This window comes from Pseudomonas putida (assembly GCF_028682475.1).
Lineage (GTDB): Bacteria > Pseudomonadota > Gammaproteobacteria > Pseudomonadales > Pseudomonadaceae > Aquipseudomonas > Aquipseudomonas putida_AG.
In genome coordinates this window covers 117,356-133,454 of the sequence record NZ_JANHLE010000011.1, presented here as the reverse complement: position 1 = coordinate 133,454, position 16,099 = coordinate 117,356, and the positions used below count along the sequence as shown (strand labels likewise).

Sequence of the window (16,099 nt, the reverse complement as noted above, 5' to 3'; positions counted from 1 at the left end):
AATGTCGTCGAATAGCCGCAGAACCTTCAATTCCGTCGCCCTGACGCGCCTGGCCCAAGCCAGTGCGCTGGCCCTGGCCGCCACCCTGGTGGGTTGCCAGAGCACCCGTCAGCTCGACGAATCCGACAGCGTTCGCGCGCACAACTACCAGGCCCGGATGAAGCAAAAGCCGGTATTCGTGCCGGTCAAGCAAGCCGAGCAGGAGCCCCAGGATGTCTGGGAGCGCATGCGCCAGGGCTTCGCCCTGCAGGACGACATGGCGGCCAACCCGCGCATCGAGCAACAACGCCTGTGGTTCGCCAGCAACCCCTCATTTCTGGAAACCGCCGGCGACAGAAGCAGCCTGTACATCCACTACATCGTCGAGCGTCTCGAAGAGCGCAACATGCCGCTTGAGCTGGCTTTGTTGCCGGCCATCGAAAGCGCCTACAACCCCATGGCCTATTCCCGGGCCCATGCGGTAGGTTTGTGGCAGTTCATTCCGTCCACCGGTCGCCACTTCAACCTGCGCCAGACCCGTTTCTACGACGGCCGTCGCGACATCACCGCCTCGACCAACGCCGCACTGAACTACCTGAGCCGTCTGCACGACATGTTCAACGGTGACTGGTTGCTCGCCCTGGCCGCCTACAACGCCGGCGAAGGTACCGTCAGCCGCGCCATCGAGCGCAACGAGAGGCTCGGCCTGCCTACCGACTACTGGAACCTGCCACTGCCTCAGGAAACCCGCAACTATGTGCCCAAGTTGCTGGCCCTGTCACAAGTAGTGATGACGCCGCAGGCCTATGGCGTGAATCTCAACCCGATCGCCAACGAACCCTACTTCGAAGCCGTCGCCATCAATGACCGCCTGGACCTGTCGCGGGTCGCCGAGCTGGCCGATATCGACGAAGACGAGATGTTCCAGCTCAACCCGGCGTTCAAGAAGCGCATGACCGTCGACGGTCCCAAGCAACTGCTGGTGCCGACCGCCAAGGCGCAGTTGCTAACTGCCAGCCTGTCGAACATGAAGCCGGAAGAGCTGCTCTCGCTGCAGCCGAAAAAGGCCGTCTTCGAAGCAGCACTGGCCGAAGCTGCACCGCGTACCACCACAACCCGCAACAGCCGTTACCGGGTCAAACGTGGCGACAGCCTGGGCAGCATCGCCAAGGCCAACAAGGTCAGCGTCAAAGACCTGCAGCGCTGGAACAAGCTCTCCGGTCATGGCCTCAAGGCCGGGCAGACGCTGGTCATGCAAAGCGCCCAGCCAGTGCCGGACAAGAACCAGAAAAAATCCACCCAGTACAAGGTCCGCAAGGGCGACTCGCTGTACCTGGTGGCCAAGCGTTTCAACGTCGAGATGCAGCACCTCAAGCGCTGGAATCCGCGCAGCGGCCACGCCCTCAAGCCAGGTCAGACCCTGACCGTTTACCTGCCGCACTGAGCACCAGGCTCCGCACCTTAAACCGGAGCCTCGCCGACCATCCTGGCGGCCCTCTTTTTCCAGCCGATACAAGCTGTTACTGTAGCTGGAACAAAGCCCAAGCCGCCTGGATCGGATCGCCGACTTGATACGTCCCCTCCTGTTGCTGTCAATCAGCCTGGCCTTGAGCTTTCCCGCGGGCGCGACAATCAGCGAAAGCCACGGTTACGCCCAGTTCGGCACGCTCAAGTATCCAGCCAAATTCACCCACTTCGACTGGGTCAATCCGCAAGCGCCCAAGGGCGGCACCTTGCGCGCCATGGCATTTGGCACCTTCGATACGCTCAACCCCTACACCTTCAAGGGCTCAAGCCCGGTCACCACCCCCAACTTCTTGCAGTACGGGGTAACCGAGCTGAACGAACCGCTGATGGTCGGCACCGGCCAGTACGACCCCTCGGGTGACGAGCCGACCTCCAGTTATGGTCTTATCGCAGGCTCCGTGGAGTACAGCGAGGACCGTAGCTGGGTGGTGTTCAACCTGCGCCCGGAAGCGCGCTTTCATGACGGCCATCCGATCACGGCCAGCGATGTGGCGTTTTCCTACCGCACCCTGCTCAAGGTAGGTCACCCGATCTACCGTACCAACCTGCAGGAAGTGCAGCGGGTCGACATCCTCAATCCAAGACGCATCCGCTTCGTGTTCAAGCGCGCCGGCAATCCGTTGCTAATCCTGCGCCTGGGCGAGATACCGGTGCTGCCGGCGCATTACTGGAAAGGCCGTGACTTCAAAGCCACCACCTTCGAGCCGCCGCTGGGCAGTGGCCCCTATCGCATCACCCAGGTCCAGCCGGGGCGGCGCCTGGTGTTCGAGCGGGTCAAGGATTACTGGGGCAAGGATCTCGCGGTCAACCGCGGCAAATACAATTTCGCCCGGGTCGAGTACGAGTTCTATCGCGACAGTGCCGTGGCCTTCGAAGCGTTCAAAGCCGGCGAGTTCGATATTTACATCGAGCACCAGGCCAAGAACTGGGCCAATGGTTACAACTTCCCGGCGGTACGCCGTGGCCAGGTGATCAAGGCGCAGATCCCGCACAAGATCCCGACCCAGACCCAAGGCCTGTTCATGAACAGCCGCCGCGCAGCCTTCAGCGATGCCCGGGTTCGCCAGGCCCTGGGGCTGATGCTGGATTTCGAATGGACCAACCGCGCGCTGTTCAGCAGCGCCTATCGCCGCGCCAGCAGTTACTACCCCAACAGCGAATTCGCGGCCAGTGGCCTGCCGGTAGGCAAAGAGTGGCTGTTACTTGCCCCCTATCGCGAGCAATTGCCCGCCGCTTTGTTCACCGAACCCTACAAAGTCAGCCACACCGACGGGCGCGGTATCAGCCGTCAGACGCTCCGCCAGGCCCTTGGTCTGCTGGGCCAGGCGGGCTGGAAGCTGAAGGGTCAGCGCCTGCTCGACAGCAAAGGTAACCCGCTGAAGCTTGAGCTGCTGCTGGTCAACCCGAACCTTGAGCGGATCCTGCAACCTTATGTCGAAAATCTTGCCAGCATCGGTATCGATGCGCGCTTGCGCACCGTGGACCGGGCCCAGTACAAACAACGTCTGGACCAGTTCGACTTCGACATGATTCTGATGACCCTGAACCAGACCCTCAGCCCCGGCCTTGAGCAATGGTTGTACTTTCACTCCAGCCAGGCCTCGACCAAAGGCAGCAAGAACTACGCTGGGGTCAAAGATCCGGTGGTCGATCACCTGCTCGACACCCTGCTCGCCGCCCAGAGCCGCGATGAACAAATGGCAGCGGCACGGGCCCTGGACAGGGTGTTGCTGTGGCACTACTACATGATTCCCAACTGGTACCTGGACAACCACCGCCTGGCCTACCGCAACCGGTTCGCCTTCGTCACCACGCCGCCCTACACCCTGGGGCTCAACAGCTGGTGGATAATGCCTTCGGAGAACGCCCAATGATGTCACTGCCCGGCCTGCGCCTGAAGGCCTGCGCCCTATTGCTGGCCTGCTTCAGTTTCCAGGCACTGGCGGCCCCGCAACACGCCTTGACCCTGTACGACGAAGCGCCGAAGTACCCGGCGGACTTCAAACACTTCGACTACGTCAACCCGGATGCGCCCAAAGGCGGCACCTTCCGCCAGGCCGGTTTTGGTGGCTTCGACAGCCTCAACCCGTTCATCAACAAGGGCGTACCGGCCGATGACATCAGCCTGATTTACGACACCCTGATGACCCAGAGCCTGGACGAACCCTTCACCGAGTATGGCCTGGTGGCCGGCAAGATCGAAAAGGCGCCGGACAACAGCTGGGTGCGCTTCTACCTGCGCCCGGAGGCACGCTTTCATGATGGCCACCCGATTCACGCCGAAGACGTGGTATTCACCTTCAATACCCTGATCAAAAGTGGCGCGCCGCTGTTTCGTGGTTACTACGCCGATGTCGCCGAAGTGATCGCCGAAGACCCGCTGCGGGTGCTGTTCAAGTTCAAGCACAGCAACAACCGCGAACTGCCGCTGATCCTCGGGCAGCTGCCGGTGCTACCCAAGCACTGGTGGGAGGGGCGCGACTTCACCAAAGGCAACCTGGAGATTCCGCTGGGCAGCGGCCCGTACAAGGTCGCCGAGGTCAAGGCCGGACGCTCGGTGCGCTATGAGCGGGTCAAGGACTACTGGGGCAAAGACCTGGCGGTCAATCGCGGTTTTTACAACTTCGACGTAATGACCACCGATTATTACCGCGACAGCACGGTGTCGCTGGAAGCGTTGAAGGCCGGCCAGTTCGACTACCGCCTGGAAACGGCGGCGAAAAGCTGGGCCACCGCCTATGACGTGCCCGCCGTCCGCGAGAAGCGCCTGATCATGGAGGAGTTGCCCAACGGCAACCCGACCGGCATGCAAGGCTTCGTCTTCAACATTCGCCGGCCGCTGTTTCAGGATGTACGGGTGCGCGAGGCACTGAGCCTGTTGCTGGACTTCGAGTGGACCAACAAACAACTGTTCAACGGTGCCTACACCCGAACCGCCAGCTACTTCGAAAACTCTGACATGGCCGCCAGAGGCCTGCCCGATGCAGCCGAGCTGAAAATCCTCGACCCGCTGCGCGGCAAGATCCCTGAGCAGGTCTTCACCCAGGCGTTCGCCAATCCGGTCACCGATGGCAGCGGCATGATCCGCGAACAGCAGCGCAAGGCCTACAAGCTGCTGCAGGAAGCCGGCTGGCGCATCGTCGACGACAAGATGGTCGATGCCCAGGGCAAACCGGTGTCCATCGAGTTTCTCCTGGCCCAGACCGAGTTCGAGCGCATTCTGCTACCGTTCAAACGCAACCTGGCTGACCTCGGTATCGACCTGGTGATTCGCCGGGTCGATGTCTCCCAGTACATCAACCGCTTGCGTTCGCGGGATTTCGACATGATTGTCGGTGGTTACCCGCAGTCCAACTCGCCGGGTAACGAGCAACGCGAATTCTGGCAGAGCGCCGCCGCCGACAACCCCGGCAGCCGCAACTTCATCGGTCTCAAGGACCCGGCCATCGACACCCTGGTCGAAGCGCTGATCAATGCCGACTCGCGGCAAAGCCTGATCGAGCATAGCCGCGCCCTGGACCGGGTGCTGCAGTGGGGCTACTACGTGATTCCCAACTGGCACATCAAGACCTGGCGCGTTGCCTACTGGAACCACATCGGCCACCCGAAGGTTTCGCCAAAGTACGATATCGGCATCAACACCTGGTGGATCAAGCCGGACGTCGAACCGGCCGTGCCCGTGAACCCTGCGCCAGACGCACCACCGACTGCAGGGGCGCAATAGCATGCTGGCCTATATCTTTCGTCGTCTGCTGCTGATCGTTCCAACCTTGCTGGGTATCCTGGTCATCAACTTCCTGATCATCCAGGCCGCACCCGGCGGTCCGGTCGAGCAGATGATCGCCAAGCTCGAGGGCTTCGAGGGCGCCACCAGCCGCATCGCCGGTGGCGGCGCCGAGGTCTCGGTGGCAGGCTCCAACTACCGCGGCGCGCAAGGTCTGGACCCGGCCCTGATCAAGGAAATCGAAAAGATGTACGGCTTCGACAAGTCGGCGCCGGAACGTCTGTGGATCATGATCAAGAACTACGCCCGCCTGGATTTCGGCGACAGTTTCTTTCGCGACGCCAAGGTCATCGACCTGATCGTCGAAAAGATGCCGGTGTCGATCTCCCTGGGCCTGTGGAGCACCTTGATCATGTACCTGGTGTCGATCCCCCTGGGGATCGCCAAAGCCACCCGTCACGGCAGCCATTTCGACGTCTGGACCAGTTCGGCGATCATTGTCGGCTACGCAATTCCGGCATTCCTCTTCGCCATCTTGCTGATCGTGGTGTTTGCCGGTGGCAGCTACCTTGACTGGTTCCCCTTGCGTGGCCTGACCTCGAACAACTTCGACGAACTCAGCACCACCGGCAAGATCCTCGATTATTTCTGGCACCTGGTCCTGCCGGTAACCGCACTGGTGATCGGCAACTTCGCCACCATGACCCTGCTGACCAAGAACAGCTTTCTCGACGAGATCAACAAGCAGTATGTGGTCACCGCCAAAGCCAAGGGTCTGAGCCCGAACAGGGTGCTCTACGGCCATGTGTTCCGCAACGCCATGCTGCTGGTGATCGCCGGTTTCCCCTCGGCGTTCATCGGCATCTTCTTCACCGGCTCGCTGTTGATCGAGGTGATTTTTTCCCTCGACGGCCTGGGTCTGATGAGTTTCGAAGCGGCTATCAACCGCGACTACCCGGTGGTCTTTGGCACCCTTTTCATCTTCACCCTGCTCGGCTTGGTGGTGAAACTGATCGGCGACCTGACCTACACCCTGGTCGACCCCCGTATCGACTTCGACAGCCGGGAGCACTGAGATGACCTTGTCCCCTCTCAACCGTCGACGCTTCGAGCGTTTCAAGGCCAACCGCCGCGGCTGGTGGTCGTTGTGGCTGTTCCTGATCCTGTTCGGCCTGAGCCTGGGCGCCGAACTGATCGCCAACGACAAGCCCCTGGCCGTGCGTTACGACGGCGAATGGTATTTCCCGGCCCTCAAGCGCTACCCGGAAACCACATTTGGCGGCGAGTTCCCGCTGGAGGCCAATTACAAGAGCCCGTATATCCGCGAATTGCTCGCAGCCAAGGACAGCTGGGTGCTCTGGGCACCGATCCCGTTCGGCTACCAGAGCATCAACTACGACCTCAAGGTGCCCGCTCCCGCGCCACCTTCGACCCAGAACTGGCTGGGCACCGACGATCAGGGCCGTGACGTGCTGGCACGAGTGATCTACGGATTCCGCATCTCGGTGCTGTTCGCCCTGACCCTGACCATCCTCAGCTCGATCATCGGCGTGGTCGCCGGCGCCCTGCAGGGTTTCTATGGCGGCTGGGTCGACCTCGCCGGGCAGCGTTTCCTGGAAATCTGGTCAGGCCTGCCGGTGCTGTACCTGCTGATCATCCTCGCCAGTTTTGTGCAGCCCAACTTCTGGTGGCTGCTGGGGATCATGCTGCTGTTTTCCTGGATGAGCCTGGTCGATGTGGTGCGCGCCGAGTTCCTTCGTGGCCGCAACCTGGAGTACGTGCGAGCTGCGCGGGCACTGGGGATGCAGGACGGGCCGATCATGTTCCGGCACATTCTGCCCAACGCCATGATCTCGACCATGACCTTCATGCCCTTCATTCTCACCGGTGCCATCGGCACCCTGACCGCCCTGGACTTCCTTGGCTTCGGCCTGCCACCTGGCGCACCCTCGCTGGGTGAACTGGTGGCTCAGGGCAAGTCCAACCTGCAAGCACCGTGGCTGGGCATCAGTGCCTTTGCCGTACTCGCGCTGATGCTCAGCCTGCTGGTATTCATTGGCGAATCCGCCCGCGACGCCTTCGACCCGAGGAAATGAAATGAGCAATGAAACCTTGATCGAAGTGCGCGACCTGGCTGTGGAGTTCGTCACCGGCGAGCAGAGCCAACGGGTGGTCGAAGGCATCAGCTTCGACATCCGCCGCGGCGAGACCCTGGCGCTGGTCGGCGAGAGCGGTTCCGGCAAGTCGGTTACCGCTCATTCGATCCTGCGCCTGCTGCCCTACCCGCTGGCACGTCACCCGTCCGGCACTATTCATTACGAAGGGCGAGACCTGCTGACCCTGGATGAAAAGCAGATGCGCCATATTCGTGGCAACCGCATCGCGATGATCTTCCAGGAGCCGATGACCTCGCTCAACCCGCTGCACAACATCGAAAAGCAGATCAACGAGATCCTCCTGCTGCACAAGGGCCTGCGTGGCAAGGAGGCCACTGCGCGGACGCTGGAGCTGCTCGACCTGGTGGGCATCCCTGAGCCACACAAACGCCTCAAGGCCCTGCCACACGAGCTCTCAGGCGGCCAGCGGCAGCGAGTCATGATTGCCATGGCCCTGGCCAACGAACCGGAGTTGCTGATCGCCGACGAGCCGACCACGGCGCTGGACGTCACCGTGCAGTTGAAGATCCTCGAATTGCTCAAGTCGCTGCAAGCACGGCTGGGGATGGCGCTGCTGCTCATCAGTCATGACCTCAACCTGGTCAAACGTATCGCGCACCGGGTGTGCGTGATGCAGCGCGGTTGCATCGTCGAACAGGCCGACTGCGAGACGTTGTTCCGCAGCCCGCAACACCCGTACACGCAGATGCTGCTTGGCGCCGAGCCCAGTGGCGGCCCGGCCGGCAACCCGGCGGGCAAACCGATGCTGGAGGTCGAAGACCTGCGCGTCTGGTTCCCGATCAAAAAAGGCCTGCTGCGGCGTACTGTCGATCACGTCAAGGCGGTGGACGGCATCAACTTCAGCCTGCCGCAGGGGCAAACCCTGGGAATCGTCGGCGAAAGCGGTTCGGGCAAATCCACCCTCGGCCTGGCGATCCTGCGTTTGCTCGGCAGCCAGGGTGCCATTCGCTTCCAGGGCACCGCGCTTGAAAACCTGAATCAACAACAGGTGCGTCCGTTACGCCGGCAGATGCAGGTAGTCTTTCAGGACCCGTTCGGCAGCCTCAGCCCGCGCATGTGCGTCAGCGACATCGTCGGCGAAGGCCTGCGCATTCATCGCATCGGTACTGCGGCCGAACAGGAGCAGGCAATCATCGCCGCCCTGCATGAAGTTGGTCTGGACCCTCAGGCCCGTCACCGCTACCCCCACGAGTTCTCCGGCGGCCAGCGCCAGCGCATCGCCATCGCCCGCGCACTGGTGCTGAAGCCGGCGTTGATCCTGCTGGACGAGCCGACCTCGGCGCTGGACCGGACCGTGCAGCGTCAGGTAGTCGAGTTGTTGCGCTCCTTGCAGAGCAAATACAACCTCACCTACCTGTTCATCAGCCATGACCTGGCGGTGGTCAAGGCGCTGAGCCATCAACTGATGGTGGTCAAACAGGGCAAGGTGGTGGAACAAGGCGCAGCGGCGGATATCTTCGCCGCACCGCAGCATGCCTATACCCGACAGCTGTTGGAGGCGGCCTTCCTGGCCCCCGGGGGAACCAGATGCTAGAAACAGAAAAGGCCGCATAAGCGGCCTTTTCTGTTTCTGGCGTGGATCACTCAATAGCGAGTGATGTCCGCCTTGGCTTCCAGCTGCTTGCGGTAAGCGGCGAAGTCCTGCTGACCGGCACGCGAAGCGAGGAAGCGGCGGTACGCAGACTTCTCTTCATCGGTGGCAGCAGCGCCTTCGTTGACGCCGTTGAGGCGCAATACAACCAGGCTACCGTCGTTGAGCGTCACGCTGCTGTAGACCGGCTTGTCCTTGGCCTCTGGCTTGGCCATACGGAACACTGCCTGCAGCTCGGCCGGATCGATGCCTTCCTGGCTGCGCGAGACCGCTTCCTGGACCTTCCAGCTCTGACCTTCCTGGGTAGCACCCAGTGCGATGCTTCCGTCACGCAGACCGGCGATCAGCTTGTCAGCCTTGGCTTTCAGAGCGGCAGTTGCCTGCTCTTTGGCCAGGTGCTTGCGGATGCTGTCAGACACCACATCCAGACCCAGTTGCTCAGGCTTGCGATGTTCCTTGACGCGCAAAACCACGATGGTTTCCGGGTCCAGCTCGATGGCGGTGCTGTTGGCACCCGCTTCCAGCACTTCAGCGCTGTAGGCGGCCTGGATCACGGCACGGTTGGCGGTGATGCCTTCGCCACCTTCACGACCGAAGGCCGCCGAGGTGTGAACTTTCAGGCCCAGGTCCTGGGCTGGCTGCGCCAGGTCGGATGCTTCGAATGCAGCGTCTTCCAGTTGCTTGGTCACTTCGACAAAGCGCTGTTCGACCTGCTGGGTCTTGAGTTCGCGGGTCAGCTTGTCTTTCAGGCTGGCGAAGCTCGGCACCTCAGGTGCCTGCACATCCAGCAGCTTGATCAGGTGGAAACCGTACTCGGTGCGCACTGGCGCCGAAACCTGGTCCTTGTTCAGCGCATACAGCGCCTCTTCAAAAGCCGGGTCGTAAACGCCCTGCCCGGCATAACCGAGGTCACCGCCGTTGTTGGCCGAACCCGGGTCCTGGGAGAATTCCTTGGCCAGCGTGGCAAAGTCTTCACCTTTGGTCAGACGCTGCTGGATCTCTTCGATCTTCGCCTTGGCCTGCGCTTCGTTCACCTTGTCGTTGACTTCGATGAGGATGTGCGCGGCATGGCGCTGCTCGGCCAGGTTGGCGATTTCCTTCTCGTACAGAGCCTTGAGCTCGTCTTCGTTGACAGTAACCTGATCGAAGAATGCCGACTTCTTCAACTCGATGTAGTCAATGACGACCTGATCCGGACTCATGAACTCTTTGGCGTGCTCATCGTAGTGCGCCTTGACCTGCTCGTCGGTGACCTTGACCGCAGCCGGGTCGACCTTGAAGGTCAGCGAGGCGAAATCGCGGGTCTGCTTTTCCAGACGGGCGAACGCATTGACCTGGTCGTCGGTGACAAAACCGCTGCCGGCCAAGCCTGCACGCAGCTGCCCAATGAGCATTTCCTGAGCGAGCATTTCGCGGAACTGCAGACGGCCGTAGCCCATCTGACGAATGACCTGATCAAAACGCTCGGCGCTGAACTTGCCATCAACCTGGAACTCAGGCGTTTGCAGGATCAACTGATCCAGTGCCGCTTCGGAAAAAGCGAACTTGGCGTCTTCGGCGCCTTGCAGCAGCAACTTGCGGTCGATCAGCCCTTTCAGCGCCGCTTCACGCAGCATGTTCTCGTTGAGCAGCGACGGATCGAAATCCTTGCCCAGCTGTTGCATCAGCTGTCGGCGTTGCATGTCGACGGCCTGGCTCAGCTCGTTCTGGCTAATGGTTTGACCATTGACCTTGGCAGCGTCCTGGCTGTGGGTGGTGGCCTGGAAGATGGCATCGAAGCCGGTCAGTGCCATCAAGGCTACGATGACACCGATGATGGTCTTGGCAATCCAACCTTGTGAATTGTCCCTGATATTCTGCAGCATGCGTCCCCCAGAAACGGTTGTACTGAATGAAACAACCGTGGAGCGTGGGTAGATTCCTGATAGAAGAAAGGCGCATCCGAAGATGCGCCTTCTCGTAACCGGCCGAGCATCAGGTGCTTTTCAGCGTGTCCCGATGCTCAGCAGCCAAGCCAGGCATGAGCCAGGCCCGGTTAGGCGTGAGCCTGAAGGAAGGTCTTAGTTGACGGCTTCTTTCAGTGCCTTGCCAGCCTTGAAGCCTGGCTTCTTGGCAGCAGGGATTTCCAGAGTCTTGCCGGTTTGCGGGTTGCGGCCGGTGCGAGCTGGGCGGTCGGTGACGGAGAAGGTACCGAAACCTACCAGTACCACGGAGTCACCAGCCTTCAGGGCGCCGGTGACGGATTCGATTACTGCGTCCAGCGCCTTGCCGGCGGTGGCTTTCGAAATATCAGCAGATGCGGCGATAGCGTCAATCAGTTCCGACTTGTTCACTCTAAGTCCCCTTATATCTCTATTGAGTTTGTATCTAAGTATGTAATGAAAAGCTAAACGAGCGCTGGGTGGCCTATTGACGCTTAAGCGCCGCTTTATAACAAGGGCCTGAAAATACTGTCAAGAAAGCCCCCCAGCCAAATACGTACTAATGCGTGCTAATTCTTTCCTTGGAATCGCTGTCGCGCTTTTCATCCTTGGCGACAATCTCGGGAGCCACATCTGGTAAGGGCTCCGGGGCGTATTGCAGCGCAATTTGGAGGACTTCGTCAATCCATTTGACCGGTTTAATCTGAAGATCCTGCTTAATATTCTCAGGAATTTCTTTCAAATCACGCACATTCTCTTCAGGAATGATCACCGTCTTGATCCCACCACGGTGTGCAGCCAGCAGCTTCTCTTTCAAACCACCAATGGCCAACACCTGCCCACGCAGGGTGATTTCACCGGTCATGGCAACATCAGCGCGCACCGGGATCTGTGTCAGCGCCGAGACCAGGGCGGTACACATGCCGATACCGGCACTTGGACCATCCTTGGGCGTCGCGCCTTCAGGCATGTGGATGTGGGTATCACGCTTCTCGTGGAAGTCAGCCGGGATGCCCAGGCTTTTCGCCCGGCTACGGACAACGGTCTGCGCCGCAGTGATCGACTCGACCATGACATCGCCCAGGGAGCCGGTCTTGATCAACTGGCCCTTGCCCGGAATCACGGCGGCTTCAATAGTCAGCAACTCACCACCGACCTGGGTCCAGGCCAGGCCAGTGACTTGCCCTACCTGATCCTGCTGCTCGGCCAGACCATAGCGGAACTTGCGTACCCCGAGGAAGTGCTCCAGCTGCTCGCCAGTGACCTTCACAGCCACTTGCTTGAGGCCGGCGTGCTCCTTGACCACCTTGCGGCAGACCTTGGCAATCTGGCGCTCCAGGCCCCGTACACCGGCTTCGCGGGTGTAGTAGCGGATGATATCGCGAATGGCCGTGACGTCGACTTCCAACTCGCCCTTTTTCAGGCCGTTAGCCTTGATCTGCTTGGGCGTCAGGTACTTCACCGCGATGTTGATCTTCTCGTCTTCGGTGTAACCCGGCAGACGGATGACTTCCATCCGGTCCAGCAGCGCTGGCGGGATGTTCATCGAGTTGGAAGTGCACAGGAACATCACATCGGAAAGGTCATAATCGACTTCCAGATAGTGATCGTTGAAGTTGTGGTTCTGCTCAGGGTCGAGCACCTCAAGCAGCGCCGAGGCCGGGTCGCCACGCATATCGCTGCCCATTTTGTCGATTTCATCGAGCAGGAACAGCGGGTTACGCACACCGACCTTGGTCATTTTCTGAATCAGGCGACCCGGCATCGAACCGATGTAAGTCCGCCGGTGCCCACGAATCTCGGCCTCGTCACGCACGCCACCCAACGCCATGCGTACGAACTTGCGGTTGGTGGCACTGGCGATCGACTCGGCCAGGGAGGTCTTGCCGACACCTGGAGGACCGACCAGGCACAACACCGGGCCACGGATCTTTTTCACCCGCTTCTGCACGGCGAGGTACTCAAGGATGCGCTCCTTGACCTCTTCGAGGCCGTAATGGTCGGCGTCGAGGATCTCTTCTGCCTTGGCCAGGTCCAGGCGTACCTTGCTCTGGGCCTTCCACGGCACCTGCACCAGCCAATCCAGGTAGGAACGCACCACGGTGGCCTCGGCAGACATCGGCGACATCTGTTTGAGCTTGTTCAGCTCGGCCTGAGCCTTGGCGTAGGCATCCTTTGGCAGCCCAGCGGCGTCGAGGCGCTTTTTCAGCTCTTCGACTTCGTTGTGGCCTTCTTCGCTATCGCCCAGCTCCTTCTGAATGGCCTTCATCTGCTCATTCAGGTAGTACTCGCGCTGGCTGCGCTCCATTTGTTTCTTGACCCGGCCGCGGATGCGTTTTTCCACCTGCAGCAAGTCGATTTCAGCGTCCAGCAGCGCCATGACATGCTCGACTCGGGTAGCCAGGTCGAGGATCTCGAGGATTTCCTGCTTTTGCTCGATTTTCAGCGCCATGTGCGCGGCCATGGTATCGACCAGGCGCCCAGGCTCGTCGATGCTGTTGAGCGACGAGAGGACTTCAGCCGGGACCTTCTTGCCCAGCTGAACGTATTGTTCAAATTGTGACAACAAGCTACGAACGAAGACCTCAGACTCGCGCTCGGCGGTCTGCGACTCGTCGATCAATGAAACTTCAGCACGAATATGACCATCGACTTCGTTGAATCGCTCGACTGCACCGCGCTGCTCGCCCTCGACCAGGACCTTGACGGTGCCATCGGGCAGTTTCAGCAGTTGCAGGACAGTGGCAATGGTACCGACGCGGTACAGGGCGTCTTCGCCTGGATCGTCATCAGCGGGGTTCTTCTGGGCCAGCAGGAGGATCTGCTTTTCGCCCGTCATTGCGGCCTCGAGGGCTTCGATGGACTTCTCGCGCCCCACGAACAGTGGGATAACCATGTGCGGATAGACGACGACATCGCGCAATGGCAAAAGAGGCAAGTCGAGGGTGGTCTTCATGATTTCGCCTCTACAGCGGCCTTGTGGCCGGAAACCGGTGGAATATGAGCGTGGGTTTAATGTGGGGGCAGCCCCGCAAAAAAACAAGCTCTACGACAGGAAAAGCAAAGGGGCCCGAAGGCCCCTTGCAGACTCGAGCCGTTTGGCGACTCAGACGTCGGGTGCAGCTTTGGCTTGCGGCTCGCTGTTCTCGTAGATCAGCAGCGGCTGCGAGGAGCCTTCGATGACGCTCTCGTCGATCACCACTTTGCTGACATCCTTCTGCGAAGGAATCTCATACATGGTGTCGAGCAGGATGCCTTCGAGGATCGAACGCAGGCCACGGGCACCGGTCTTGCGCTCCAGGGCCTTGCGGGCCACGGACTTCAGCGCATCACTGCGGAACTCCAGGTCCACGCCTTCCATCTCGAACAGCTTGGCGTACTGCTTGGTGAGGGCGTTCTTCGGCTCGGTGAGAATCTGCATCAAAGCAGCTTCGTCGAGCTCGTCGAGGGTCGCCAGTACCGGCAGGCGGCCGACGAATTCCGGGATCAAACCGAACTTGACCAGATCGTCAGGCTCGACTTCACGCAGCGATTCGCCCACCTTCTTGCCTTCCTGCTTGCTGCGTACTTCGGCACCGAAGCCGATACCGCCGCGGGTGGAACGGTTCTGAATGACCTTTTCCAGGCCCGAGAACGCGCCGCCGCAGATAAACAGGATGTTACGCGTATCGACCTGCAGGAATTCCTGCTGCGGATGCTTGCGGCCACCTTGCGGCGGTACCGAGGCAACCGTGCCTTCGATCAGCTTGAGCAGCGCCTGCTGCACGCCTTCGCCCGAAACATCACGGGTGATCGACGGGTTGTCCGACTTGCGCGAGATCTTGTCGATTTCATCGATGTAGACAATGCCCATCTGGGCCTTTTCCACGTCGTAGTCGCACTTTTGCAGCAGTTTCTGAATGATGTTCTCGACGTCTTCACCGACATAACCGGCTTCGGTCAGGGTGGTGGCATCGGCGATAGTAAACGGTACATTCAACAGACGCGCGAGGGTTTCGGCGAGCAGGGTTTTACCCGAGCCCGTCGGACCGATCAGCAGGATGTTACTCTTGCCGAGCTCGACGTCGTCGTTCTTTTTGTCGCGTTGGTTCAGGCGCTTGTAGTGGTTGTACACCGCTACCGCCAGTACCTTTTTCGCACGCTCCTGACCAATCACATACTGGTCCAGGATGGTGCTGATTTCTTTCGGCGAAGGCAGTTTATGCGCGCTGCTTTCGGCCTGGGCTTCCTGCACCTCCTCGCGGATGATGTCGTTGCACAGGTCGACGCACTCGTCGCAGATAAATACCGAGGGGCCGGCAATCAACTTGCGCACTTCATGCTGGCTTTTGCCGCAGAAGGAGCAATAGAGCAATTTGCCGTTGTCCTCGCCGTTACGGGTGTCAGTCATTCGATCGATCCAATCCGGTAGGCTTGCAACACAAGATGAAGGCAATTGCGGGCTTTTTCAAGTCCACAGGTGGCGGGAAAGCCCAACCACCTGCTTTAGCGCCTTAATCAGACAGCCATTTGCCGCTTCTCGTGTACCGAGTCGATCAGACCGTACTCGGCGGCACGTTGCGCGCTCATGAAATTGTCACGCTCGGTGTCACGCTTGATGGTTTCCAGATCCTGACCAGTGTGATAGGCCAGCAGCTCATTCAAACGCGACTTGATGGAGAGGATTTCCTTGGCGTGGATTTCGATATCCGTCGCCTGCCCCTGGAAACCGCCCAGTGGCTGGTGAATCATCACCCGCGAGTTCGGCAGGCAGTGACGCTTGCCCTTGGCACCGGCGGCGAGCAGGAAGGCACCCATGGAGCAGGCCTGACCGATGCAGGTGGTGGAGACGTCCGGCTTGATGAACTGCATGGTGTCGTAGATCGACATGCCAGCCGTCACCGACCCGCCCGGCGAGTTGATGTAGAGATGGATATCCTTGTCCGGGTTTTCCGCTTCAAGGAACAGCAATTGCGCCGCGATCAGGTTGGCCATGTAGTCCTCTACCGGGCCGACCAGGAAGATCACGCGCTCCTTCAGAAGGCGCGAGTAGATGTCATAGGCACGTTCGCCACGAGCGGATTGCTCGATAACCATCGGGACCAGGCCGCCTGCGGCCTGGATGTCAGAGCTCTGCTGATAATAAGAATTGCGGGACATGTCCTGCACTCACTCCCAAATAGTCATGTCTTGAATACGC

Annotated in this window: 11 protein-coding genes; 6 read left to right on the top strand and 5 right to left on the bottom strand. The window is 60.1% G+C overall.

Annotated elements, in window-relative coordinates:
- Window position 1: 1 nt before the first annotated feature.
- The 6 genes from NPS47_RS11890 (at window position 2) to NPS47_RS11865 (ending at window position 8,941) form a co-directional block, all read left to right on the top strand.
- Window positions 2-1,423, top strand: a complete 1,422-nt coding sequence (locus NPS47_RS11890) for a transglycosylase SLT domain-containing protein (protein WP_274295142.1) — start codon at window positions 2-4, stop codon at window positions 1,421-1,423.
- A 124-nt stretch (window positions 1,424-1,547) separates the two neighbouring features.
- Entirely contained in the window at window positions 1,548-3,380 is a 1,833-nt protein-coding gene (locus NPS47_RS11885; protein WP_425313502.1) for an extracellular solute-binding protein, read from the top strand.
- Window positions 3,377-5,230, top strand: a complete 1,854-nt coding sequence (locus tag NPS47_RS11880) for an extracellular solute-binding protein (RefSeq protein WP_274295141.1) — start codon at window positions 3,377-3,379, stop codon at window positions 5,228-5,230. Before NPS47_RS11885 ends, NPS47_RS11880 begins: the two co-directional genes overlap by 4 nt.
- 1 nt (window position 5,231) lies before the next feature.
- Entirely contained in the window at window positions 5,232-6,305 is a 1,074-nt protein-coding gene (locus NPS47_RS11875; RefSeq protein WP_274295140.1) for a microcin C ABC transporter permease YejB, read from the top strand.
- Window position 6,306: 1 nt separating this feature from the next.
- Window positions 6,307-7,326, top strand: coding sequence for an ABC transporter permease (locus NPS47_RS11870; RefSeq protein ID WP_274295139.1), 1,020 nt, complete (start codon window positions 6,307-6,309; stop codon window positions 7,324-7,326).
- Window position 7,327: 1 nt separating this feature from the next.
- Window positions 7,328-8,941, top strand: coding sequence for an ABC transporter ATP-binding protein (locus tag NPS47_RS11865; protein ID WP_274295138.1), 1,614 nt, complete (start codon window positions 7,328-7,330; stop codon window positions 8,939-8,941).
- 50 nt (window positions 8,942-8,991) lie between these two features.
- Here NPS47_RS11865 and NPS47_RS11860 read toward each other — a convergent pair whose 3' ends face one another.
- From NPS47_RS11860 to clpP, 5 genes are all read right to left on the bottom strand, one after another.
- Window positions 8,992-10,863 carry a SurA N-terminal domain-containing protein gene (locus NPS47_RS11860; RefSeq protein ID WP_274295137.1) on the bottom strand — a complete coding sequence of 624 codons (1,872 nt, stop codon included), beginning with the start codon at window positions 10,861-10,863 and terminating at the stop codon, window positions 8,992-8,994.
- Between the two features lie 195 nt (window positions 10,864-11,058).
- Complete coding sequence (locus NPS47_RS11855) at window positions 11,059-11,331, bottom strand: HU family DNA-binding protein (RefSeq protein ID WP_128324526.1); 273 nt, start codon at window positions 11,329-11,331, stop codon at window positions 11,059-11,061.
- A 148-nt stretch (window positions 11,332-11,479) separates the two neighbouring features.
- Window positions 11,480-13,876: an endopeptidase La gene (lon, locus tag NPS47_RS11850; protein ID WP_274295136.1), complete on the bottom strand. Its 2,397-nt coding sequence runs from the start codon at window positions 13,874-13,876 to the stop codon at window positions 11,480-11,482.
- Between the two features lie 150 nt (window positions 13,877-14,026).
- A complete protein-coding gene (gene clpX / locus NPS47_RS11845; RefSeq protein ID WP_038613042.1) occupies window positions 14,027-15,310 on the bottom strand; it encodes an ATP-dependent Clp protease ATP-binding subunit ClpX in 1,284 nt (427 codons plus the stop codon).
- Window positions 15,311-15,417: 107 nt separating this feature from the next.
- Complete coding sequence (gene clpP, locus NPS47_RS11840; protein ID WP_128324523.1) at window positions 15,418-16,059, bottom strand: ATP-dependent Clp endopeptidase proteolytic subunit ClpP; 642 nt, start codon at window positions 16,057-16,059, stop codon at window positions 15,418-15,420.
- Between the last annotated feature and the right edge of the window lie 40 nt (window positions 16,060-16,099).

Coding starts and splice junctions, on each gene's coding strand:
- NPS47_RS11890 (WP_274295142.1), top strand. CDS start 2: ATGTCGTCGAATAGCCGCAGAACCTTCAATTCCGTCGCCCTGACGCGC.
- NPS47_RS11880 (WP_274295141.1), top strand. CDS start 3,377: ATGATGTCACTGCCCGGCCTGCGCCTGAAGGCCTGCGCCCTATTGCTG.
- NPS47_RS11875 (WP_274295140.1), top strand. CDS start 5,232: ATGCTGGCCTATATCTTTCGTCGTCTGCTGCTGATCGTTCCAACCTTG.
- NPS47_RS11870 (WP_274295139.1), top strand. CDS start 6,307: ATGACCTTGTCCCCTCTCAACCGTCGACGCTTCGAGCGTTTCAAGGCC.
- NPS47_RS11865 (WP_274295138.1), top strand. CDS start 7,328: ATGAGCAATGAAACCTTGATCGAAGTGCGCGACCTGGCTGTGGAGTTC.
- NPS47_RS11860 (WP_274295137.1), bottom strand. CDS start 10,863: ATGCTGCAGAATATCAGGGACAATTCACAAGGTTGGATTGCCAAGACC.
- lon (WP_274295136.1), bottom strand. CDS start 13,876: ATGAAGACCACCCTCGACTTGCCTCTTTTGCCATTGCGCGATGTCGTC.
- clpX (WP_038613042.1), bottom strand. CDS start 15,310: ATGACTGACACCCGTAACGGCGAGGACAACGGCAAATTGCTCTATTGC.
- clpP (WP_128324523.1), bottom strand. CDS start 16,059: ATGTCCCGCAATTCTTATTATCAGCAGAGCTCTGACATCCAGGCCGCA.